Genomic DNA, 21,298 nt, shown 5'->3' on the forward strand with positions numbered 1-21,298 from the left:
GCCCCCGGCGGGGCACGGCCTCACCGCGAGGCGCGGCCCGCCGCGAGGGCCGGCCCCGCCGCGAGGGCCGGCCCCGCCGCGAGGCCCGGCCCCGCCGCGACCGAGGTGGTCTCTTTCGGATCTTGTCGGGCTCGTCGCGTCCGGCACCGCGCCCGGCCGTGTTGTCGCGGCGCCCGAGTGCGTCCCGTACAAGGGCGTCCCTCCGCCTTGCCGGGCACGGCGCCGGACGCCGCGGGCTCAGCCGAAGATCCGAAAGAGGCGATCTAGGATCAGGTGTGGAACCTCGCGCGTTCGTCCGTCTCGCCGCCCCCGCCGTTGCCGCCCTGCTCGCCCTCACCACGGCGTGTACGGCCGGCACCGTGCAGGGGCGGCCGGGGGCGTCGGGGCTGCGCGACCCGTACTTTCCCAAGGCCGGCAACGGCGGTTACCAGGTCGACCACTACGCGCTCGACCTCGCGTACGACCCCGCCGACGGCACGTTGCGCGGCACGGCCGTCATCACCGCCCGCGCCGAGCAGGGGCTCAGCTCCTTCAACCTCGACCTCAGCGGCCTCGACGTCGAGGGCGTGACGGTGCAGGGCGCCAAGGCCCGGTACAACCGGACCGGCAGCGAGCTCACCGTCCGTCCCGCCGAGGACCTCAGGAAGGGCGAGCTCTTCCGTACGGAGGTCGACTACAGCGGCAGGCCGAGGGTGTTCGAGGATCCGGACGGCTCCCGGGAGGGCTGGATCACCCACCCGGGCGGCGCGGTCGGCGTCGGCGAGCCGATCGGTTCGATGGCCTGGTTCCCCGGCAACCACCACCCCAGCGACAAGGCCGCCTACGACATCACGCTCACCGTGCCCGACGGCTACGAGGCCGTCTCGAACGGCGAGTTGCGCTCCCGCACCCAACGGGGCGACGGAAACACCGCGTTCGTGTGGCACGCCCCCGAGCCGATGGCCAGCTACCTGGCCACCGCCGCCGTCGGGACGTACGAGGTGACGACCGGGCGGACCGCCTCCGGGGTCCGGCTCTACACCGCGGTGGCCCCCGGTGAGGCCGCGCGGAGTACCGGGGCGCTCGCCCGGCTGCCGGAGGTGCTGGAGTGGGGCAGCGGCCGGTTCGGCCCGTACCCCTTCGGCGCGGCGGGTGCGATCGTGCTGCCCGGCGGCACCCTGGAGTACGCGCTGGAGACGCAGACGCGCCCGCTCTTCCCCGGCGCGCCCGAGGAGTCGCTCGTGGTGCACGAGCTGGCCCACCAGTGGTTCGGCAATTCGGTGTCGCCGCGGTCCTGGAAGGACATGTGGCTCAACGAGGGCTTCGCCACCTACGCGGAGTGGCTGTGGGCCGAGGAGCACGGCGGGAACACCGCGCAGGAGAGCTTCGACGCCTTCCTGGAGGGCGACACGGAGACGGAGCCGGCAGCCGGCTCCGACTGGGACGCCTTCCCGCCCGCCGCCCCGCCCGGGCCCGAGCACATCTCCGGGAACCCGGTGTACTTCCGCGGCGCGATGGTCCTGCACCGGATCCGCCAGGAGGTGGGGGACGAGAAGTTCTTCGCGCTGCTGCGGGGCTGGGCCTCCGAGCACCGGCACGGGAACGCAAGCACCGCCGACTTCACCGCCTACGCGGCAAAGAGCACCGGGCACGACCTGGGGAAGGTCTGGGACACCTGGCTGTACGGGGAGCGCCGCCCACCCGCCCCGTGAGGAGGGGAGACCGCTCCCACGACCGAGGCCCGCACAGCCGCAGCCCGCACAGCCGCGGCTCCACCGCCGCTCCCCCGCCCGCGGCTACCGCGCGTCGAGCGCCTTGCGCAGCACCGTGCAGTCGCGGCCCCGCTCGCGCTCCCGGGTCCTGCGCACCGGGGTGTAGCCCTGGGACCGCCAGAACTCCAGCGCCGCCGGGTTGTTGTCCAGTACGGCCAGCCGTACGCCCGTCCGCCCCGCCGCGCGGAAGCGGTCCTCGACCAGGGCCGCCACGGCGCGCCCGTACCCCTCGCGGTGCGCGGTGGCGTCGATGAGCAGCAGCCCGATCCACGGGTCCGGGTCCTCGGAGGCCCGGTCCGGGTGGTGGGCGAGGGTGGCGGCGAGGCCGACGAGGCGGCCCGCCGAGCGGGCGAGGAGCACCTCGGCGCCGTCCTGGGCGAGCTCGTCGGCGAGGGCGGCCGCGACTTGTTCGACCGTGATGCGGTTCGGGTCGGGGAAGTCTCCGCTCAGTTCGAAGAACGCGTGGTTCGTCGCGTAGAGCGTGGCGATCTCGGTGAGGACCGGACCGGGCAGGGCGCCGTCGACGGGGACGAGCGGTTGGAGAATCACCTGGTCAACGGTAGCGAAGCCCCCTCCACAAACGGGTGGGAGGGGGCTTCACCGGCTGGCCGGCGGACGCGGCCGCTCGGGCCGTGACGGACTCAGACGTTGACGCCGAAGTCCTGGGCGATGCCGGTGAGACCGGAGGCGTAGCCCTGGCCGACCGCGCGGAACTTCCACTCGGCGCCGTTGCGGTACAGCTCGCCGAAGACCATGGCGGTCTCGGTCGCGGCGTCCTCGGAGAGGTCGTAGCGGGCGATCTCGGCGCCGCCGGCCTGGTTCACGACGCGGATGTACGCGTTGCGGACCTGGCCGAAGTTCTGGCTGCGGGCCTCGGCGTCGTAGATGGAGACCGGGAAGACGATCTTGTCCACGTCGGCCGGGAGGCCGGCGAGGTTGACGTTGATCGCCTCGTCGTCGCCCGCGCCCTCGCCGGTGCGGTTGTCACCGGTGTGCACGATGGTCTGGTCCGGGGTGGACTTGTTGTTGAAGAAGACGAAGTGACCGTCGGAGACGACCTTGCCCGTCGGGTTGACCGCGATGGCGGAGGCGTCGAGGTCGAAGTCGACTCCGGTCGTCGTACGGACGTCCCAGCCGAGGCCGACCGTGACGGCAGTGAGGCCCGGGGCCTCCTTGCTGAGCGAGACGTTGCCGCCCTTGGACAGGCTTACTGCCATTTTGACTGGTGTCCCTTCCTCGTCGCATGACCGCGATATGTGGCCAAGTTACCGCTGATCCCTCTAACGCGAGGAGAGGGGCGCAGGGTTCCCGGCGTGAAATCCGGATGACGGGACGGCCCGGGGGCACGGATCATAGGGGCATGCCTGGTCCCTATGTCATCCGCGGTTCGGTCGTGCTCCCCGAGGGCGAGCTCGCCTGGCGCTTCTCGCGGTCCTCCGGGCCGGGCGGTCAGCACGTGAACACCTCGGACTCGCGGGTGGAGCTGCTGTTCGACCTGGCGGCGACGAAGGCGCTGCCCGAGGTATGGCGGGCGCGGGCGCTGGAGCGGCTCGCCGGCCGCCTGGTCGACGGGGTCGTGACCGTACGGGCCTCCGAGCACCGCTCGCAGCTGCGCAACCGGGAGATGGCGCTGGTCCGGCTGGCATCGCTGCTGGCGGAGGCGACGGCGCCGCCGCCGAAGCCGCGCCGGGCGACGAGGATCCCGCGCGGGATCAACGAGCGCCGGCTGCGGGAGAAGAAGGCCCGCGCCGAGACGAAGCGCGGCCGCACCGGCCGCGACTGGTAGCCGGCCCCCGGGCACGCCCCGCGCGACCGGCCCCGCACGCCCCGCGCGACCAGCCCCACGCGACCCGCGTCCCGCCCCCCCTACGCGCCCAGGTGCCGGTAGCGCCCCCGGAAGTACGTCAGCGGCGAGGAGTCGGGCGCGGGCAGTCCCGCCGTCAGCACGCGGCCGACCACCAGGGTGTGGTCCCCCGCCGCGACGCGGTTCTCCGTACGGCATTCGAGGGTGGCCAGCGCCCCGGTCAGCAGCGGCGCGCCCGAGGTCTCGCCGCGCGTGTGCGGGAGGTCCGCGAAGAGCAGCCGGTCGCTGATGCGGCCCTTCATCGAGAACCGGCCCGCGACCTGGAGTTGGTGGTCCGCGAGGAGCGAGACCGCCCACAGCGGCTGCTCCGCCAGCAGGTCGTCCATGCGGGAGCCCTCGCGCAGGCTCACCAGGACCAGGGGCGGGTCGAGGGAGACGGACATGAAGGCGGTGGCCGTCATGCCGACGTCCTCGCCGCGCGTGCCGTCCGCCGTCAGGGGGTCCTCGTGCGCGGTGATCAGGCACACGCCCGCCGCCAGCCGGGCCATCGCGGCGCGGAACTCGTCGTTGCTCACCCCCTCAGCATGGGGGCTGGCCCGGGACGGGGCGGGCGCGGGGGTCGACACGCGGGGGACACGGCTGGGTACGGAGGTCGTCTTGGCCACGCCGAAACGCTAATCTCGCGATTTCCCGCGCACATCGGGCCCGGGTCCGAGTCGTGCCCCCGCCCCTCGGCCTAGGTCCCGGCGTATCGTTTGCTTCCGGGAAGGCGGGGGAGCGCTCCCAGTCGGTAACCCCCCGCTGAGCTCGGGTATTCATATCATGTGACTTGAGTCACAGAGGGCAAGATTTGTTGACCCTGTGTACCTGCCGCACAGCTCACTGTGATTCAGTGGACGGGACACCGCAACGAAACGCCGATGACAAACCTGGAGTTGCTGTCGAGGTCTCGGGGAGAGCGAGCAATGGAGACCGAGTCGGAGCCGTACGTCCGTCTTGCGACCCTGCGGCAGCTGCACCGGGTGGTGGCCGAGCTCAACACGGCCCGCAGCCTGGCGGACACTCTGCAGACCGTCGTGGACGGCATCGTCGTGGGCCTCGGCTACGAACTCGCCTGTGTCAACCTCGTACGCCCGGACGGTGATCTGGTCGTCGCCGCCTTCGCCGGGGACCCCGCGGCCGAGGCCCTCATCACCGGTCGCGTCGGCTCCCGGACCTCCTGGGAACGCCGCCTGACGATGGGTGAGAACTGGGACGGGCTCCGCTTCATCCCGCACACCGAGGGCTGGGTCCTGCTGGAGGACGACGTGCCCCAGTGGCACACGGACGGCCCCGATCCGCGGTTCGCGGACGAGTGGCATCCGGAGGACCGGCTCTACGCGCCGATGTACGCGTCCGGCGGCGAGCTCCTCGGCGTCATCTCGGTGGACAGACCGCGCAACGGCCGGCGGCCGGGGGCCTGGGGGCGCGAAGCGCTCCAGATGTACGCCTTCCAGGCGGCGATTGCGATCAGCAATGCCCGCCTGCGCGCGAACATGCAGCGCGCCCTGGTCCGGCTCGAACGGGAGCAGCAGGCGCTGCGGGCCAGCGAGGAGTCGTTCCGCCAGGCCTTCGAGTACGCGCCCAGCGGCATGGCCATCGCCGAGATGGGCGGCGACCAGCACGGCCGGCTGCTGCGGACCAACGACGCGCTGTGCCGGCTGCTGGGCCGGCCGGCCTCGGTCCTGCGCCGCTACTCCTTCTCCGACCTGGTCCACCCCGAGGACATCGGCACCCTGCTGCGCACCTCCGCCGAGGGCGGCCGCGCCGAGCTGCGCCTCGGGCGGCGCGACGGCACCTACGTCTGGGTGTCCCTGCGGAACTCCGTGGTCGCCGACGCCGCCGACGGCCCCCGCTTCCTGCTGACGCACGTCGAGGACATCGAGGAGCGCAAGCGGCACGAGCTCCAGCTGGCCCACCGCGCGAGCCACGACTCGCTGACCGGCCTGCCCAACAGCGCGGAGCTGCGGGCCCGGCTCGGCGCGCGGCTGTGCCGCAGGCCGCAGTCCGTGCGGGCCACCGCCGTGGAGGCCCTGGACGCGGCGTACGAGGGGCGGGAGGGGCGCGACGCCTACCAGGTCCGCGGAGAGGCGGGTGGTGCCGGTGAGCACGGCTTTCAGCCCGACGGGAGCGACCGCTACCCCACGCCCGACCCCTTCGAGTTCCCCGCCGGGGCCGTGCCGGCCCAGGACGGCCCGTACGACCACCACGTGCACACCGTGGCGCCCGCCACCGACGTCGACGACGGGACGAAGGGGCTCGCGGTGCTCTTCTGCGACCTCGACGGCTTCAAGTCGATCAACGACCGCTTCGGGCACCACACGGGCGACGCCGTCCTGATCGAGGTGGCCCGGCGGCTGACGACCGGCGTCAGGGACGGTGACACCGTCGCTCGGCTGGGTGGTGACGAATTCGTCGTCCTCGCCGACGGGCTGGGCGCCGCGGACGCCGCCGACCTGGCCGTGCGGCTGCGCAACGCGATCATCCCGCCGATCAGGGTGGACGGCCGCGCGGTGCGGGTGGGAGCGAGTTTCGGCATCGGCTGGGCCAGTTGCGGGATGTCCGCGGACGAGGTGCTGCGCTCCGCCGACCAGCGGATGTACATCGAGAAGAGGTCCCGTTCCAAGGCGCACCGCCGGGCGGGCTGAACGGATCGGCCGCCCGTGGGCGCACGTGTTCGGGGTAGGCTCCCGGGGGTCGAAAGGAGTGACCTGCGATGACGACGCCCGCGAACAACGGCCCGAACAACGGGGCGAACAAGCCCGAGGACGACGACCCGTTCGGCTATCTCTACGCGGACGGCCAGGCCGCCGGAGCCACCCCGCCCGCGGGCGGTGGATACGGCTACCCCGGAGGCTCGACGGTCGGTGGTCAGCCCGGCGCGCAGCCCGGCGTCCCCCGTACCTCGTACAACCAGGTGCGCACGGTCGGTGAGCGGAGCTACGGCGGCCAGCGCGGCCCCGTCCCCCAGCAGCAGGGCCCCGGGCAGCAGCCCCCGGCCTACCAGGCGCAGTACCAGTCCCCGGAGGCGCTGCAGGCGGGCGGCTACGGCGTTCCGCAGCAGCAGCCCCCGCAGCACCAGACCCAGACGATCTCCCACACGGGCGGTCACGGCGGCGGGCACGGCGGCGGCGGTTCGAGCCGCCGGGGCATGCTGATCGCGGCCGTCGCGGTGGTCGGCGCCGTCGTGATCGGCATCGGCGCGGCCGTGGCCTTCGGCAAGGACGACGAGAAGAAGGGGAACGGGGCGGACGGCAAGCCGAACCAGTCGGCGGCCCCGCAGGACCCCACCGCCCCTGCGACCGGCGGGGCCTCGCAGCCGCCGGAGGTCGAGCTGCCCAGGGCGGACTTCGCGGGCGCCGGCATGTCCCTCACGGGCGGCGCGGTCCTGCAGAACACGGTGGCCGGGGCCAAGAGCGCCGGCGGCCAGTACGTGGGCGGCCTGAGTACCCCCGGCGCCGCGGCGACCTGGAGCCTGGACGTGCCCGCGGCCGGCAAGTACAAGCTGAAGATGACCTACGGCGTGCCCGGCAAGGACGCGAGCACGACGCTGACCGTCAACGGCGAGAAGCAGAGCCGGCCGATCAACATGAAGAACTTCTCCAAGGCCGCCGAGGGCGACTGGGCGAAGGGCTGGACCAACACCTACTCGATCGTGACGCTCAAGCAGGGCGCGAACACGGTCAAGATCTCGTGCGAGGCCGGTGACAGCTGCGAGGTCAACCTCGACCAGCTGTGGCTCGAAAAGGAGTGACCGGCGGGCCGGCCGCCCAGGGGCCCATCGCCTAGCCCGCCCGGCCGGCCGTCACCTTCACCGACCCCCGTACCTCCTCGTAGGTGCGGGGGTCGAACTCTCCCGCCGCCGGGGCGAGCACCGTGGCCGCCGAGAGGGCGACCGCGCGGGCCAGCCGGTCCGGCCAGTCCAGGCCCTCCGCCAGGCCCGACAGCAGGCCGGCGACGGCGGAGTCCCCCGCCCCGGTGGGATTGCCGGCGAGCACCCGGGGCGGGGCCGCCCGCCAGCTGCCCTCCGCGGTGACGGCCAGCAGGCCGTCCGGGCCGAGCGAGGTGACCACCGCGTGGGCGCCCCGGCGGCGGGCGTCGCGGGTGGCGGGCAGCGGATCGCGGGAGCCGGTGAGCTCGGCCAGCTCGGCGGCGTTCGGCTTGATGATCTCGGGACGGGCGGCGACCCCGCGCCGCAGGGCCTCGCCGCTGGTGTCCAGCAGGACCGGGACGCCGGCGGCGCGGGCCGCCCGTACGAGTACCGCGTACGCGCCGACGGGTACGCCCGGCGGCAGGCTGCCGCACAGGGCCACGGCGCGGGCCGTGCGGACGAGCTCCTCGTAGCGCGCGAGGAAGGCGGCCCACTCGGCCGCCGTGATCAGCGGGCCGGGCTCGTTGAACTGCGTGGTGTCGCCGGAGGCCGCGTCGACCACGGCCAGGGTGCGGCGCGTGGCCCCGGCACAGGGCACCAGGGCGTCGGCCACCCCCGGGGACCGCTCCAGCGACTCCCGCACGAGGGCGCCCACCGGGCCGCCCGCGAAGCCCGTCGCCGTCACCTCGTGGCCCAGCGCGGCCAGCACGCGGGCCACGTTGAGGCCTTTGCCGCCGGGTCGTTCGGTGACGCCGGCGACCCGGTGCGAGGCGTGCGGGAGCAGCCTCGGCACGCGGTACGTGACGTCGAGCGCGGTGTTGAGCGTCACGGTCAGGATCATGGGCACCCCCGGGTCTTGTGCCGGGATCATGCCAAACACAGGGCGGTCGGCCCAGTCCCGGGGCCGACCGCGCGTCCGCGTACGGCCGCTCGGCCGCGAGCTGTCAGCCGGTCAGGGGGCGGTGCGCAGCGACGGCTTGACGATCCATTCGCCGCGCCGCATGACGCCCTTGACGTCGAACTCGGAGTCGAGGACGACCAGGTCGGCGTACTTGCCGGGCTCCAGCGAGCCGACCCGGTCGTACAGGCCGATCAGCTTGGCCGGGTTGGCGGAGATCGCCTGGACCACGGATTCGACCGGCAGCTTGTCGAGGGTGACCGAGCGCTTGAAGGCGGTGTCCAGGGTCAGCGTCGAGCCGGCGATCGAGCCGCCCTCGACGAGCCGGGCCACACCGTCCTTGACCTCGACCTCCAGCGGGCCGAGGTGGTAGGTCCCGTCGCCGAAGCCGGCCGCGTCCATGGCGTCGGTGATCAGCGCCACGCGGTGGGCGCCCGCGTGGTGGAACGCCAGCTCCAGCATCGCCGGGTGCAGGTGGGTGCCGTCGTTGATGAGCTCGACGGTCACCCGCTCGTCCTCCAGCAGCGCCGCGATGGGGCCCGGGGCGCGGTGCTCCAGGCCGGGCATCGCGTTGTACAGGTGGGTGGCCACGGTCGCGCCCGCGTCGATGGCCTGGCGCGCCTGGTCGTACGTGGAGTCCGTGTGGCCGATCGCGGCGATGACCCCGAGCTCGGCCAGCAGCCGTACGGAGTCCAGGCCGCCCGGCAGCTCGGTGGCGAGGGTGACCATGCGGGCGGCGCCGTGCGCGGCGTCGACCAGCTTGCGGACCTCGGCGGGGTCGGGGTCGCGGAGCAGCTCCGCCTTGTGCGCGCCCTTGCGGCAGGCGTTGATGAAGGGGCCCTCGAAGTGGATGCCCGCGATCTCGCCCTGCTGGGTCAGCTCGGCGAGCAGTCCGGCGCGCCGCGCCAGCTCGTCGAGGTCGCCGGTGACGGTGGAGGCGACGAGGGTGGTGGTCCCGTGCTCGCGGTGGGTCCGTACGCCCTGGAGCACCTGCTCGGCGGTGCCGGAGGTGAAGGAGGCGCCGCCGCCGCCGTGGTTGTGGATGTCCACGAACCCGGGGACGAGCCAGTGCCCGGTCAGGTCCAGGACCCGCGCGCCCTCGTGGGCGCTGCCCGCGATGCGGTCGCCGTCGACGATGACCCGGCCGTTCGCGACGGTCCCGGTGGGCAGCACCACCCTGGCGCCGGAGAGAACAGTGCTGTGCGCGCTTCCGGACATCAGGCAGGTACCTCCGTGGCGAGTAGGTCCCAGGCGAGCAGCCCTGCGCCCAGGCATCCGGCGGTGTCCCCGAGGGCCGCCGGAACGATGTGGGGGAGCCGCTGGAACGTCACGCGTTCCTCCACGGCCGTCCGTAGTGGTGTGAACAAGGTTTCCCCCGCCTCCGCGAGCCCGCCACCGATGATCAGCATGCGGGGGTCCAGCAGCGTGATGGCCGTGACCAGCCCGTCGGCGAGGGCGCCGACGGCGGCCAGCCACACCTCGCGGGCGCGCGCGTCGCCCGATGCGACGGCCTCGGCGCAGTCGGCGGCGTCGGCCCGCGGGTCGCCCGAGGCGGCCGCCCAGGCGCGGCTGACGGCGGAGGCGGAGGCCAGGGTCTCCAGGCAGCCGCGCTGGCCGCAGCCGCACGCGGGTCCGCCGGGGCGGACCACGATGTGCCCGATCTCCCCCGCGTAGCCGTGGGCGCCGGCCTCGATGCGGCCGGCGATGCCGATGGCGCCGGCGATGCCGGTGCCGAGCGGGACGAAGAGGAAGCGGTCGGCGCCCCGCCCGGCGCCGATGCGGCCCTCGGCGAGTCCGCCCGTGCGCACGTCGTGCCCGAGGGCGACGGGGATCCCGCCGAGGCGGGTGCCCAGCAGGGCGCGCATCGGTACGTCGCGCCAGCCGAGGTTCGCCGCGTAGACGGCGATCCCGTTGTCGGCGTCGACGATGCCGGGGACGGCTACGCCGGCGGCCGAGGCGGGCCGGCCGAAGCGCTCCGCGCCGGTGCGCAGCAGTTCGGCGGCGAAGTCCTGGATCGTCTCGACGACGGCGTCGGCGCCCCGCTCGCGGCCGGTGGCGCGGCGCGCCTCGTGCAGCAGGGTGCCGTCGGCGGCGACCAGGGCGGCCTTCATCCCGGTGCCGCCCACATCGAGGGCGATGACGTGTTTCACGGATTTCACAGAGGTAGTCTCGCGTGCTCGGCGGGGAAAGGTCTAGTCCATTGAGCGGGATTGTTGAGCCGCCATACAAATCCGCGCCCGGGGTCGGACACGGTCCGGACACGGAGCGCCCCCGGAAGCGGCTCCGGGTGTCGGTGAGCCGTCAAAGTGGTGTAGACCTTACGTGGATCGTACGTACAACAAGGGGTGGATGAGGAACTGTGAAGGGCCGTTACCTGAGCCTGGCCGCGTCCGGCGCCGCGCTGTGCCTGTCGGCAGTGACGCTGACGGGCTGCGGAGCCGTCGGGGGACTCGCGGGGGACAACGAGGTGACCCTGCGGGTCGTGGCGGCCGACTACGGGGACAATCCGCAGAACTCCTCGCAGTCGTACTGGAAGGACCTCGCCGAGGGCTTCGAGAAGGACCACCCCGGCATCAACGTCGAGGTGAGTGTCTACTCCTGGTCGGAGGTCGACGCCAAGGTCGCCGAGATGGTCAAGGCCGGCAAGGCCCCGGACATCGCGCAGATCGGCGCCTACGCCGACTACGCGGCCGCCGGCAAGCTCTACCGCGCCGACGAGCTGCTCTCCGTCAAGACCGAGGCCGACTTCCTCGCGCCCCTCGCGGACGCCGGCAAGGTCAAGCGGGTCCAGTACGGGCTGCCCTTCGTCGCCAGCACCCGGCTGCTCTTCTACAACGAGAAGCTGCTGGCCGACGCGGGCGTCGTGCCCAAGGACGGCAGGACCGCCTGGCAGCCCAAGAGCTGGGCGGACCTCGAAGCGGCCGCCAAGAAGCTCAGGGGCGCGGGCGTCCCCACCCCCTTCGCGCTGCCGCTGGGCCGCGAGGAGGCGCAGGCCGAGACGATGATGTGGCTCCTGTCGGGCGGTGGCGGCTACACCGACAACGAGGAGTCGTACTCCATCGACTCGCCCGCCAACGTCAGGACGCTGGAGTTCCTGCGCGACAAGCTCGTCGGGCAGGGGCTGACCGGGCCCGTCGAGCCGGCGAAGCTGGACCGCCAGGCCGCCTTCGACGCCTTCACGCGCGGCGAGGTCGGCATGCTCAACGGGCACCCGACGCTGGTAAAGCAGGCCGCGGACAAGGGCGTGAAGGTCGGCATGCTGCCCCTGCCCACCGCCGACGGCACCGAGCAGTCCGCGATGGGCGTCGCGGACTGGGTGATGGCCTTCAAGAACGGGCACAACCGGGAGTCCGGGAAGTTCCTCGACTACCTGTACGACGCGAAGAACGTGACGGCCTTCACCGACAAGTACGCCCTGCTGCCGGTCACCACGAGCGGCTACCGGGCGATGGAGGCGGCCACGGGCGGTTCCGCGCCGCAGCTGAAGACCTTCCTGGCGGCGCTGCCGAACGCACGGCTGTACCCCGTCGGCAAGGAGTCCTGGGCCGGCGTCAGCGAGGACATCAAGCAGGACATCGGCACGACCGTGCGGCCCGGCGGGCAGCCGGCGAAGGTCCTGGAGGACATCGCGACGGCGGCGCGGGCGGCCGACCCGCGCTGACCCCCTGTCGGTGGGCGGCGTTAACCTGGCCGTATGACGGACGAAGGGCGGTTGACGGCCGCGGAGGCCGCGGTGCTCGCGTACGAGGGCCGCACCTGGCCCGGGCCGGGGGCCAAGGAGCGGGCCGTGCGGGAGGCGCTGGGGATGACCCCGGTCCGCTACTACCAGCTGCTCAACGCCCTCATGGACGACCCGCGCGCGCTCGCCCACGCGCCGGGCACCGTCAACCGCCTCCGGCGCATCCGCGATGCCCAGCGGGCCCGCCGCTAATCGCCCCGAGGCCGTGGTCCGCGCCATAGCCGACGCCGGGCGGGGCCGTTAGGGTCGTCGGTATGGGGAGCCATCCGCACGACCTGCCGACACCTGTCACCGCGGCCGGACGCGAGGGCCTGGAAGCACTGCTCCGCGCCCCCCGCCGGTCCGTGGTCGCACTCGACTTCGACGGCACCCTCGCCGACATCGTCCCGGACCCGGACCAGGCCCGCGCCCACCCCGGAGCCGTGCCGGCCCTGTCGGCGCTGGCCCCCGAGGTGGCCTCGGTGGCCGTGATCACCGGCCGCCCGGCCGGGGTCGCCGTCCGCTACGGCGGCTTCGCCGGGGTCCCGGGACTCGAACACCTGGTCGTCCTCGGCCACTACGGCGCCGAACGCTGGGACGCCGTCACCGGCATCGTCCACACCCCCGCCGAGCACCCCGGGGTGGCGGCGGTCCGCGCCGAGCTGCCGGGGTTCCTCGACTCGATCGGGGCATGGCGGGGCACGTGGATTGAGGAGAAGGGCCGCGCGCTGGCCGTGCACACCCGGCGGGCCGCCAACCCCGAGGCCGCCTTCGAGGCGCTGCGGGAGCCCCTCGCGGAGCTGGCCGCGCGGCACGGGCTGATGGTCGAGCCGGGCCGCGCGGTGCTGGAGCTGCGGCCCCCGGGCATGGACAAGGGCGTCGCCCTGACGGAGTTCCTCGCGGAGACCGGCGCCGAGGCCGTGCTGTACGCCGGCGACGACCTGGGCGACTTGGCCGCGTTCGCGGCGGTCGAGAAGCGGCGGACGGACGGGCTGCCCGGCGTACTGGTGTGCAGCGGCTCCGCGGAGGTCCCGGAACTGGCCGCCCGCGCCGACCTCGTCCTGCCCGGCCCGGCCGAGGTGGTCGCCTTCCTGTCCACCCTGGCGGCCGCCGCCCGCGCCTGACCCCGCCGCCCGGGCCCGGCAGGGCCGCGCCTGACCCCGCCTGACCCCCCGCCGCCCGGCCGCGCCACCGCCGCCCGGGCGGCGGGGCTGTTGCGGGCGCCGGTCCGGGCGGGCGGCGTCAGGGCCGGTCAGGTCCGGGCCGGGAGGGCCTCCAGCTGGGCCGTGAACCAGCGGGCCGGGGGGAGGCCCGTCGCGGCCGCCGCGAGGCGCTTCGTGCGCTCCGCCCGCTCCCCCTCCGGCATCGCCAGCGCCGCGTGCAGCGCCTGCGCCGTCTGCGTCACGTCGTACGGGTTCACCGTCAGCGCGTCCTCGGCGAGCTCCTCGTACGCCCCCGCCCCCGTCGACAGCACCAGCGCGCACCCCGCCTCCGACACCACCGGGATCTCCTTCGCCACCAGGTTCATGCCGTCGCGCACCGGGTTCACCAGCGCCACGTCCGCCATCCGGTACGCCGCCAGCGACCGCGCGAAGTCGTCCTTCACCGACACCAGCACCGGCTGCCAGTCCCCGGTGCCGAACTCCGCGTTGATCTCCGCCGCCAGCGTGGCCACCGCGTCGGTGTAGTCCCGGTACACCTTCAGGTCCTGCCGCGAGGGGTACGCCGACGCCAGGTGCACCACCCGGCCGCGCCACTCGGGGCGGGTCGTCAGCAGCTCCCGGTACGCCAGCAGCCCGCGCAGGATGTTCTTCGACAGCTCCGTCCGGTCCACCCGGACGATCGTCTTGCGGCCCGCGACCTCCGCCCGCAGCTCCGCCAGCTTCCCGTCGACCTCCGGACGGTGCGCCAGCGCCCGCAGCTCCTCCGCATCGACCCCGAGCGGGTACGCCTCCACCACCGTCTCCCGCACCGGCCCGAGCCCGCCGTCCGCGCCCGTCCGGCGGTGTTCGACCGCGGCGGGCTGCCCGCCGCGGGCGTGGCGGGCGAGGGCGGTCCCGCCCGCGGTGTCGGTGCTCGCGCAGGCGAGGAAGCTGTCGCCCCACTGCCCGGTGTGGAAGCCGAGCCGGTCCGCCCCGAGCATCCCCCACAGCAGCTGCTCCCGGACGTCGTCCGGCAGCATCCGCATGAACTCGGGGGACGCCCACGGCGTGTGCGTGAAGTGCGCGATCCGCAGGTCCGGCCGCAGCTCGCGCAGCGCGCCCGGGACCAGCGCCAGGTGGTAGTCCTGCACGAGGACGGCCGCGCCCGGCGCCGCCTCCTCGGCGAGGGCCTCGGCGAAGGCGCCGTTGTACGCCACGTACGAGTCCCACTGGCGCCGGAACGCCGCGTCGAAGACCGGCTCGCGCGGGATGTCGTAGAGGTGGTGGTGGGTGAACCAGAGGACCGAGTTCGCGATGCCGTTGTAGGCGTCGTCGTACACCGCGGGATCGATGTCCAGCATCCGGACGCCCGGCTCGGCGACGCCCCGCCGCACCGCCTCCCGGTCCGCCTCCGACAGGGCCGCGCAGATCCACAGGGCGCCTGGTTGCTCCGCGAGCGCGGCGGAGAGCCCCGAGACGAGTCCGCCCCCGCCGCGCCGGGCGGTGAGCGTGCCGTCGGGGTCGAGGGCGTAGGAGAGCGGGCCGCGGTTGGCGGCGACGAGTACCTGAGAAGCCATGCCGCCAACCTAGCCCCGCCCGCGCTCGCTCAAACGTGTGGACGGGGGCGGCCGGGGTCCGGGACCGGCCCGCGCCGCGCTCCGCGGCAGCCGGTTCAGGCCACGCGGCGCACGGCGTACTCCGGGATCCCGCGCATCGGCGGCCGCTCCTCGGTGTCCACCGCGTACGTCCGCGGAACGAACCCGTCCGGACCCCGCTCGAACTGCGTCAGCTCGGGCCGCACCAGGTGTCCGCGCGAGAGCCGCAGCTGCGCCGTGCGGTAGATCGCGGCGGCCATCCGGCCCAGCGCCTGCCCGTCCTGGTGGCGGTGGACCCGTACGCCCACGTCCACCTGGGCCAGCGCGTCCAGACCGACCGTGTGCAGCGCGTCCACGAGCAGGCCCAGCTCGACCCCGTACCCGACGGGGAACGGCAGCCGCTCCAGCAGCGAGCGCCGCACCGCGTACTCGCCGCCCAGCGGCTGGACGAAGCCGGCCAGCAGCGGCCAGTGCAGGTTCAGCAGCGGGCGCGCCACCAGCTCGGTCACCCGGCCGCCCTGGCCCGGGGCGTCGCCCAGCGGGCGGTCGTACATCGCCTTGACGAACTGCACGTCGGGCTCGGTCAGCAGCGGTCCGACGATCCCGGAGACGAAGGAGGCCGAGAAGTCCCGCAGATCGGCGTCGACGAAGCAGACCACGTCCCCGGTGGTGGCCAGCAGCGAGCGCCACAGCACCTCGCCCTTGCCGGGCAGCGCGGGCAGCCTCGGCAGGATCGCGTCACGGCGCACCACGCGGGCGCCGGCCTCCGCCGCGACCTCGGCCGTCCGGTCCGCGGAGCCGGAGTCGACCACCACCAGTTCGTCCACCAGCGGTACGGGCAGGCCCTCGATCAGGTCGCGCCGGATCACCTCGACGATGGCGCCGACCGTCGCCTCCTCGTCGAGCGCGGGCAGCACCACGCTGACCGTCGTGCCCGCCGCCCGTTTCCGGTCGAGCAGCTGGCCGAGCGGTCGGTCGGCGGCGGACCAGGAGCGGTCGGCCAGCCAGCGCTCCACCTCTTCCAGCACTCTCGGTACTCCCTGCGTCGATCCCTTTGGGGTGAAATATGATCCATCTCGCGGTTCGGACGGCTGTCTCAACCATCCGGACCTTCGGTTACAGTCTTGAACAACGCGAAGGGCCACCGCATGTCGGGGGTCCCCGCGCACAAACGCCCGGGAGCGCCGCACAGCGCGCGGCCCGGTGCCATACCGCTCATCCAGAGGGGCAGAGGGACACGGCCCGTTGAAGCCCCGGCAACCCTCCAGTCGGTTCTCGCGTTCGCGTCACGCACGCCAGCGAGGTCCCCGGCTAGGGAAGGTGCCAATTCCGTCTCATGGCGAAGTGCGCCATGGGGAAGATGAGGAGAAAGGGCCTCGCCATCATGGCTGCACAGACTGTCGCCACCTCCGCCGACCTGGATTCTGTCGACCTCGGACCCGCCACCGGCCTCTCCTGTCGCGAGTGCGGTACCCGCTTCGAGCTCGGTCCGATCTTCGCGTGCGCCGAGTGCTTCGGACCGCTGGAAGTCGCCTACGACCTCCCCCTCGGGGACCCCGAGGCGCTGCGCGCCGCGATCGAGGCCGGCCCCGACAACATCTGGCGGTACGCGCCGCTGCTGCCCGTCCCCGCGGACGTGGCCTCCAAGCCGAGCCTTAACCCCGGCTTCACCAAGCTCGTGGACGCGGCCAACCTGGCCAAGGAGCTCGGCGTCACCGGCAAGCTCTACGTCAAGGACGACTCCGGCAACCCGACGCACTCCTTCAAGGACCGCGTCGTGGCCATCGCCGTGGAGGCCGCCCGCGCCTTCGGCTTCACCACCCTGTCCTGCTCCTCCACGGGCAACCTGGCCGGCGCCGTCGGCGCCGCCGCCGCCCGCGCCGGCTTCCGGTCCTGCGTGTTCATCCCGCACGACCTGGAGCAGGGCAAGGTCGTCATGGCCGGCGTGTACGGCGGCGACCTGGTCGGCATCGAGGGCAACTACGACGACGTCAACCGCTTCTGCTCCGAGCTCATCGGCGACCCGCTGGGCGAGGGCTGGGGCTTCGTCAACGTCAACCTGCGCCCGTACTACGGCGAGGGCTCCAAGACCCTGGCGTACGAGATCTGCGAGCAGCTCGGCTGGCGGCTGCCCGACCAGATCGTCATCCCGATCGCGTCGGGCTCGCAGCTGACGAAGATCGACAAGGGACTGCGGGAGCTGGTCGCGCTCGGCCTCGTCGAGGACAAGCCGTACAAGATCTTCGGCGCCCAGGCCGAGGGCTGCTCCCCGGTGTCTACGGCCTTCAAGGCCGGGCACGACGTGGTCCGCCCGCAGAAGCCGAACACCATCGCCAAGTCCCTGGCCATCGGCAACCCGGCGGACGGCCCGTACGTGCTGGACATCGCCCGCCGCACCGGCGGCTTCGTCGAGGACGTCAACGACGAGCAGGTCGTCGAGGCCATCAAGCTCCTCGCGCAGACCGAGGGCATCTTCGCCGAGACGGCGGGCGGGGTGACCGTCGGCGTGACGAAGAAGCTCATCGAGAACGGGCAGCTCGACCCGGCGCTGACCACCGTCGTCCTCAACACCGGTGACGGCCTCAAGACCCTGGAGGCGGTGGCCGCGGACAGCGGCCAGAGCGCCACCATCCGCCCGAGCCTGGACGCCTTCCGCGCCGCCGGCCTGGCCTGAGTACCCTCCCCGCACCCGGAAAGGCAGTAGCGCCATGAGCGTCAACGTCCGCATCCCCACCATCCTGCGCACCTACACCGGCGGCCGGGCCGAGGTCCCCGCCGAGGGCGCCACGCTGGCGGAGGTCATCCAGTCCCTGGAGCAGAGCCACCCGGGCATCGCCGCGCGCGTCCTGGACGACCAGGGCAAGCTGCGCCGCTTCGTGAACGTCTACGTCAACGACGACGACGTGCGCTTCGAGGGCGGGCTGGAGGCGAAGACGCCGGACGGCGCCGGCGTCTCGATCATCCCCGCCGTCGCCGGAGGCTGACCGGCTCCGCGCGGAGGGGTCCGGCCGCCGCGGCCGGATGCCCCGCCTGACACGCGAATCCCTTATTACCCCCTCCGTCAAAAAGCGGAGGGGGTAATTCTGTTTGATTGGGCGCGGTAGAGTTGGGGAAGTCCCCTCCGCTGGACTTGCCCGCCGCATATGAACGGGTCGCGTGAGGGTCGACATCGGGTCAATGTGCAAGCGCGGTATGGGGCTTTGGCGAGATATGCCGGGCCCGAGTTGCCCGGGAAGATGCCAAATTTTCACTCTATTTCAATGTATCTGGGTGTCCAGAATTCTCGTCGGATTGACCTGTTGCAGACAGCACCCGCGCAGATACATTCAGCCTCGGTCGACGCGTTCCGACGCAAGTTCTGACCCGGGATCGCGAAGTGCGTTCCTGCGCAAGGGCCAGTAATAGGGGAGTTAGGCATGGCTCAGGGCACCGTCAAGTGGTTCAACGCGGAGAAGGGCTACGGCTTCATCGCGGTCGACGGTGGTGCGGATGTGTTCGTCCACTACAGCGCCATCCAGATGGACGGGTACCGCACCCTTGAAGAGGGTCAGCGGGTCGAGTTCGAGATCTCGCAGGGCCAGAAGGGTCCGCAGGCGGACATGGTCAAGCTCGCACTCGGCTAGTCCTGGCGCGATCGACCGCCCACGCGTGCACGACGAGGGGCCCACATCCTGGACACGGGATGTGGGCCCCTCGCGCGTCGCGGACCGGTGCGGCGCCCCTCGCGGCCCGTGTGCGGCAGGCGTCCGGGCCCCCGCGCGGCGCGCGGCGCCCACCGGCCATTGCCCGAAGCCGCTTGCACTCGGAGGGGTCGAGTGCTAATCATTGGCGTTAGCACTCTCCTGCTGAGAGTGCTACAAAACGAGGACCGGGTCGGTGAGGCCCGCAGGGTCCGGCGGGAAGGAACCGCCGGGCACGCAGGCCGTCCGTCGCGGGCGCGGGCGCGGTCCGGAGCAATCCACCCCTGTCCGGGAGGACCACTTCAGATGGCCAAGATCATTGCGTTCGACGAGGAGGCCCGGCGCGGCCTTGAGCGTGGGATGAACCAGCTCGCCGACGCCGTCAAGGTCACCCTTGGCCCCAAGGGTCGCAACGTCGTCCTTGAGAAGAAGTGGGGCGCCCCCACGATCACCAACGATGGTGTCTCCATCGCCAAGGAGATCGAGCTTGAGGACCCGTACGAGAAGATCGGCGCCGAGCTGGTCAAGGAAGTCGCCAAGAAGACGGACGACGTAGCGGGCGACGGTACGACCACCGCCACCGTGCTGGCTCAGGCACTCGTTCGCGAGGGCCTGCGCAACGTGGCCGCCGGCGCCAACCCGATGGCCCTCAAGCGTGGTATCGAGAAGGCCGTCGAGGCCGTCTCCGCCGCCCTGCTCGCCCAGGCGAAGGATGTCGAGACCAAGGAGCAGATCGCTTCCACGGCCTCCATCTCCGCCGCCGACACCCAGATCGGCGAGCTCATCGCCGAGGCCATGGACAAGGTCGGCAAGGAAGGCGTCATCACCGTCGAGGAGTCGCAGACCTTCGGTCTGGAGCTTGAGCTCACCGAGGGCATGCGCTTCGACAAGGGCTACATCTCGGCGTACTTCGCCACCGACATGGAGCGCATGGAGTCGTCCCTCGACGACCCGTACATCCTGATCGTCAACTCCAAGATCGGCTCGGTCAAGGACCTGCTGCCGCTCCTGGAGAAGGTCATGCAGTCCGGCAAGCCGCTGCTGATCATCGCCGAGGACGTCGAGGGGGAGGCCCTGTCGACCCTGGTCGTCAACAAGATCCGCGGCACCTTCAAGTCTGTCGCCGTCAAGGCTCCGGGCTTCGGCGACCGCCGCAAGGCCATGCTCGGCGACATCGCCATCCTCACCGGTGGCACCGTCATCTCCGAGGAGGTCGGCCTCAAGCTGGAGAACGCCGGTCTCGACCTGCTGGGCCGCGCCCGCAAGGTCGTCATCACCAAGGACGAGACCACCATCGTCGACGGTGCCGGTGACAGCGACCAGGTCGCCGGTCGCGTGAACCAGATCCGTGCCGAGATCGAGAACTCCGACTCGGACTACGACCGCGAGAAGCTCCAGGAGCGCCTCGCGAAGCTGGCCGGCGGCGTGGCCGTCATCAAGGCCGGTGCCGCGACCGAGGTGGAGCTCAAGGAGCGCAAGCACCGCATCGAGGACGCCGTTCGCAACGCGAAGGCGGCCGTCGAGGAGGGCATCGTCGCCGGTGGCGGCGTGGCCCTGCTGCAGGCCTCCGCGGTCTTCGAGAAGCTGGAGCTCACGGGCGACGAGGCGACCGGCGCCAACGCCGTGCGCCTGGCCCTGGAGGCCCCGCTCAAGCAGATCGCCGTCAACGGCGGCCTTGAGGGCGGCGTCGTCGTCGAGAAGGTGCGCAACCTGCCGATCGGCCACGGCCTGAACGCCGCGACCGGCGAGTACGTCGACATGATCGCCGAGGGCATCATCGACCCGGCGAAGGTCACGCGCTCCGCGCTGCAGAACGCCGCGTCGATCGCCGCGCTGTTCCTGACGACCGAGGCCGTCATCGCCGACAAGCCCGAGAAGGCCGGTGCCCCCGCGGGCGGCGGCATGCCGGGTGGTGACATGGACTTCTGATCGGCCCCTGGCTGATCGGCTGTTCTCGAACGAGGGCGGCACCCCTGCCGGGGTGCCGCCCTCGGGCGTTCCCGCGGCCCGGCGACGCCCGGGAGGACCGCCCGGTGGGCGGGACGGGGCGGCGGGGGGCCGGGGGGTTTGGTTGACTCGGGGTATGAGCGAGAGCAGTGCACTGTTCGTCAAGATCTGCGGCCTCCGGACCGCCCGCGACGTCGACGCGGCCGTCGGCGCCGGGGCGGACGCCGTCGGGTTCGTCTTCGCCCCCGGCAGCCCGCGGACCGTCGGCGCCGCCGAGGCGCGGGAGCTGGCCGGGCGGGTGCCGGACGGGGTGCTGACCGTCGGGGTGTTCCGGGGGCAGCCCCTCGCGGAGGTCCGGCGGCTCACCGAGGAGAGCGGGGTCCGGGCCGTGCAGCTGCACGGCGACGAGGGGCCCGAGTACTACGGGGACCTGCGCGCGCCGGGCCGGACGCTGCTGCGGGCCACGGCCGAGCCGGTGGAGCGCTGCGGGGAGTACGGGGAGGACCTGCTGCTGCTCGACGCCCCCGACCCGGGGTCGGGCAAGCCGTGGAACTGGGGTTCGGCGCGGTTCACGGCGCCGCAGGGCCGGTGGCTGCTGGCGGGCGGGCTGACCCCGGCCAACATCCGGGAGGCCGTCCTGGTCACCGGGGCGTGGGGCGTGGACGTGTCCAGCGGGGTGGAGCGGGAGCGCGGGGTGAAGTCGCCGGAGCTGATCCGGGCGTTCGTCGAGGCGGCCCGGGGCCGCTAGTGCTCTGACCGGAGAGGTTCACCGGGCCCCTTGCGGAACGGGGCCCGTTCCGGAGCCGGGCCGGTTCCGTCGTCCGGCCCGTTCCGGGCCCGGCGCGGGCCCGGA

General features: G+C 72.9%; 20 protein-coding genes and 1 riboswitch. Of the genes, 12 read left to right on the forward strand and 8 right to left on the reverse strand.

What is annotated here, in order from left to right; genetic code table 11:
- The first annotated feature begins 275 nt into the window (after window positions 1-275).
- Window positions 276-1,691: a M1 family metallopeptidase gene (locus ACFWUQ_RS21825; protein WP_384540451.1), complete on the forward strand. Its 1,416-nt coding sequence runs from the start codon at window positions 276-278 to the stop codon at window positions 1,689-1,691.
- A gap of 84 nt (window positions 1,692-1,775) precedes the next feature.
- Here ACFWUQ_RS21825 and ACFWUQ_RS21830 read toward each other — a convergent pair whose 3' ends face one another.
- Window positions 1,776-2,300, reverse strand: coding sequence for a GNAT family N-acetyltransferase (locus ACFWUQ_RS21830; RefSeq protein ID WP_384540454.1), 525 nt, complete (start codon window positions 2,298-2,300; stop codon window positions 1,776-1,778).
- A 92-nt stretch (window positions 2,301-2,392) separates the two neighbouring features.
- A complete protein-coding gene (locus tag ACFWUQ_RS21835; RefSeq protein ID WP_033223609.1) occupies window positions 2,393-2,968 on the reverse strand; it encodes a TerD family protein in 576 nt (191 codons plus the stop codon).
- A gap of 143 nt (window positions 2,969-3,111) precedes the next feature.
- Between ACFWUQ_RS21835 and arfB the strand changes: the two genes are divergently transcribed.
- Window positions 3,112-3,537 carry an alternative ribosome rescue aminoacyl-tRNA hydrolase ArfB gene (arfB, locus tag ACFWUQ_RS21840; protein ID WP_384540457.1) on the forward strand — a complete coding sequence of 142 codons (426 nt, stop codon included), beginning with the start codon at window positions 3,112-3,114 and terminating at the stop codon, window positions 3,535-3,537.
- An 80-nt stretch (window positions 3,538-3,617) separates the two neighbouring features.
- Here arfB and ACFWUQ_RS21845 read toward each other — a convergent pair whose 3' ends face one another.
- Entirely contained in the window at window positions 3,618-4,130 is a 513-nt protein-coding gene (locus tag ACFWUQ_RS21845; protein ID WP_384540459.1) for a flavin reductase family protein, read from the reverse strand.
- 390 nt (window positions 4,131-4,520) lie between these two features.
- On the opposite strand from ACFWUQ_RS21845, the gene cdgB reads away from it, so the two are divergent.
- Together cdgB and ACFWUQ_RS21855 are read left to right on the forward strand one after the other, a co-directional pair.
- Window positions 4,521-6,242, forward strand: coding sequence for a diguanylate cyclase CdgB (cdgB, locus tag ACFWUQ_RS21850; RefSeq protein ID WP_384540462.1), 1,722 nt, complete (start codon window positions 4,521-4,523; stop codon window positions 6,240-6,242).
- A 68-nt stretch (window positions 6,243-6,310) separates the two neighbouring features.
- Window positions 6,311-7,348 carry a CBM35 domain-containing protein gene (locus ACFWUQ_RS21855; protein WP_384540463.1) on the forward strand — a complete coding sequence of 346 codons (1,038 nt, stop codon included), beginning with the start codon at window positions 6,311-6,313 and terminating at the stop codon, window positions 7,346-7,348.
- 31 nt (window positions 7,349-7,379) lie between these two features.
- Here ACFWUQ_RS21855 and ACFWUQ_RS21860 read toward each other — a convergent pair whose 3' ends face one another.
- From ACFWUQ_RS21860 to ACFWUQ_RS21870, 3 genes are all read right to left on the reverse strand, one after another.
- The gene (locus ACFWUQ_RS21860; RefSeq protein WP_384540465.1) at window positions 7,380-8,306 is read right to left on the reverse strand and encodes a 1-phosphofructokinase family hexose kinase; all 927 of its coding nucleotides are present in this window, start codon (window positions 8,304-8,306) and stop codon (window positions 7,380-7,382) included.
- 111 nt (window positions 8,307-8,417) lie between these two features.
- Window positions 8,418-9,581: an N-acetylglucosamine-6-phosphate deacetylase gene (gene nagA / locus ACFWUQ_RS21865; protein ID WP_384540467.1), complete on the reverse strand. Its 1,164-nt coding sequence runs from the start codon at window positions 9,579-9,581 to the stop codon at window positions 8,418-8,420.
- Window positions 9,581-10,513 carry an ROK family protein gene (locus tag ACFWUQ_RS21870; protein ID WP_384540538.1) on the reverse strand — a complete coding sequence of 311 codons (933 nt, stop codon included), beginning with the start codon at window positions 10,511-10,513 and terminating at the stop codon, window positions 9,581-9,583. Before ACFWUQ_RS21870 ends, nagA begins: the two co-directional genes overlap by 1 nt.
- Window positions 10,514-10,722: 209 nt before the next feature.
- Here ACFWUQ_RS21870 and ACFWUQ_RS21875 point away from each other — a divergent pair, with 209 nt between their 5' ends.
- From ACFWUQ_RS21875 to otsB, 3 genes are all read left to right on the forward strand, one after another.
- Window positions 10,723-12,024 carry an extracellular solute-binding protein gene (locus ACFWUQ_RS21875; RefSeq protein WP_384540470.1) on the forward strand — a complete coding sequence of 434 codons (1,302 nt, stop codon included), beginning with the start codon at window positions 10,723-10,725 and terminating at the stop codon, window positions 12,022-12,024.
- Window positions 12,025-12,057: 33 nt separating this feature from the next.
- Window positions 12,058-12,294: a DUF3263 domain-containing protein gene (locus ACFWUQ_RS21880; protein ID WP_384540473.1), complete on the forward strand. Its 237-nt coding sequence runs from the start codon at window positions 12,058-12,060 to the stop codon at window positions 12,292-12,294.
- A gap of 62 nt (window positions 12,295-12,356) precedes the next feature.
- Entirely contained in the window at window positions 12,357-13,205 is an 849-nt protein-coding gene (gene otsB, locus ACFWUQ_RS21885) for a trehalose-phosphatase (RefSeq protein WP_384540476.1), read from the forward strand.
- 128 nt (window positions 13,206-13,333) lie between these two features.
- Here the strand turns inward: otsB and ACFWUQ_RS21890 are convergent, their stop codons facing one another.
- Complete coding sequence (locus tag ACFWUQ_RS21890) at window positions 13,334-14,800, reverse strand: trehalose-6-phosphate synthase (RefSeq protein WP_384540479.1); 1,467 nt, start codon at window positions 14,798-14,800, stop codon at window positions 13,334-13,336.
- Window positions 14,801-14,895: 95 nt separating this feature from the next.
- A complete protein-coding gene (locus ACFWUQ_RS21895; RefSeq protein WP_384540482.1) occupies window positions 14,896-15,846 on the reverse strand; it encodes a glucosyl-3-phosphoglycerate synthase in 951 nt (316 codons plus the stop codon).
- A 184-nt stretch (window positions 15,847-16,030) separates the two neighbouring features.
- Window positions 16,031-16,185: riboswitch (SAM riboswitch) on the forward strand.
- Window positions 16,186-16,202: 17 nt separating this feature from the next.
- On the opposite strand from ACFWUQ_RS21895, the gene thrC reads away from it, so the two are divergent.
- The 5 genes from thrC (at window position 16,203) to ACFWUQ_RS21920 (ending at window position 21,193) form a co-directional block, all read left to right on the forward strand.
- Entirely contained in the window at window positions 16,203-17,492 is a 1,290-nt protein-coding gene (gene thrC / locus ACFWUQ_RS21900; RefSeq protein WP_384540485.1) for a threonine synthase, read from the forward strand.
- A gap of 34 nt (window positions 17,493-17,526) precedes the next feature.
- Window positions 17,527-17,802, forward strand: a complete 276-nt coding sequence (locus ACFWUQ_RS21905) for a MoaD/ThiS family protein (protein WP_384540488.1) — start codon at window positions 17,527-17,529, stop codon at window positions 17,800-17,802.
- A 432-nt stretch (window positions 17,803-18,234) separates the two neighbouring features.
- The gene (locus ACFWUQ_RS21910) at window positions 18,235-18,441 is read left to right on the forward strand and encodes a cold-shock protein (protein ID WP_030009783.1); all 207 of its coding nucleotides are present in this window, start codon (window positions 18,235-18,237) and stop codon (window positions 18,439-18,441) included.
- Window positions 18,442-18,804: 363 nt separating this feature from the next.
- Window positions 18,805-20,427 (forward strand): chaperonin GroEL, encoded by a 1,623-nt coding sequence (gene groL / locus ACFWUQ_RS21915; RefSeq protein WP_384540491.1) that lies wholly within the window; start codon window positions 18,805-18,807, stop codon window positions 20,425-20,427.
- A gap of 154 nt (window positions 20,428-20,581) precedes the next feature.
- The gene (locus ACFWUQ_RS21920) at window positions 20,582-21,193 is read left to right on the forward strand and encodes a phosphoribosylanthranilate isomerase (protein WP_384540494.1); all 612 of its coding nucleotides are present in this window, start codon (window positions 20,582-20,584) and stop codon (window positions 21,191-21,193) included.
- Window positions 21,194-21,298: the final 105 nt, after the last annotated feature.

The sequence above is a fragment of the Streptomyces sp. NPDC058662 genome (assembly GCF_042716255.1).
GTDB lineage: Bacteria > Actinomycetota > Actinomycetes > Streptomycetales > Streptomycetaceae > Streptomyces.

Bases quoted from the DNA above. Each gene is read 5' to 3' on its own strand.
- ACFWUQ_RS21890 (WP_384540479.1), bottom strand. From the start codon at position 14,800: ATGGCTTCTCAGGTACTCGTCGCCGCCAACCGCGGCCCGCTCTCCTAC.
- groL (WP_384540491.1), top strand. From the start codon at position 18,805: ATGGCCAAGATCATTGCGTTCGACGAGGAGGCCCGGCGCGGCCTTGAG.
- otsB (WP_384540476.1), top strand. From the start codon at position 12,357: ATGGGGAGCCATCCGCACGACCTGCCGACACCTGTCACCGCGGCCGGA.
- ACFWUQ_RS21920 (WP_384540494.1), top strand. From the start codon at position 20,582: ATGAGCGAGAGCAGTGCACTGTTCGTCAAGATCTGCGGCCTCCGGACC.
- ACFWUQ_RS21905 (WP_384540488.1), top strand. From the start codon at position 17,527: ATGAGCGTCAACGTCCGCATCCCCACCATCCTGCGCACCTACACCGGC.
- thrC (WP_384540485.1), top strand. From the start codon at position 16,203: ATGGCTGCACAGACTGTCGCCACCTCCGCCGACCTGGATTCTGTCGAC.
- nagA (WP_384540467.1), bottom strand. From the start codon at position 9,581: ATGTCCGGAAGCGCGCACAGCACTGTTCTCTCCGGCGCCAGGGTGGTG.
- ACFWUQ_RS21910 (WP_030009783.1), top strand. From the start codon at position 18,235: ATGGCTCAGGGCACCGTCAAGTGGTTCAACGCGGAGAAGGGCTACGGC.
- ACFWUQ_RS21860 (WP_384540465.1), bottom strand. From the start codon at position 8,306: ATGATCCTGACCGTGACGCTCAACACCGCGCTCGACGTCACGTACCGC.
- ACFWUQ_RS21880 (WP_384540473.1), top strand. From the start codon at position 12,058: ATGACGGACGAAGGGCGGTTGACGGCCGCGGAGGCCGCGGTGCTCGCG.
- arfB (WP_384540457.1), top strand. From the start codon at position 3,112: ATGCCTGGTCCCTATGTCATCCGCGGTTCGGTCGTGCTCCCCGAGGGC.
- cdgB (WP_384540462.1), top strand. From the start codon at position 4,521: ATGGAGACCGAGTCGGAGCCGTACGTCCGTCTTGCGACCCTGCGGCAG.
- ACFWUQ_RS21855 (WP_384540463.1), top strand. From the start codon at position 6,311: ATGACGACGCCCGCGAACAACGGCCCGAACAACGGGGCGAACAAGCCC.
- ACFWUQ_RS21835 (WP_033223609.1), bottom strand. From the start codon at position 2,968: ATGGCAGTAAGCCTGTCCAAGGGCGGCAACGTCTCGCTCAGCAAGGAG.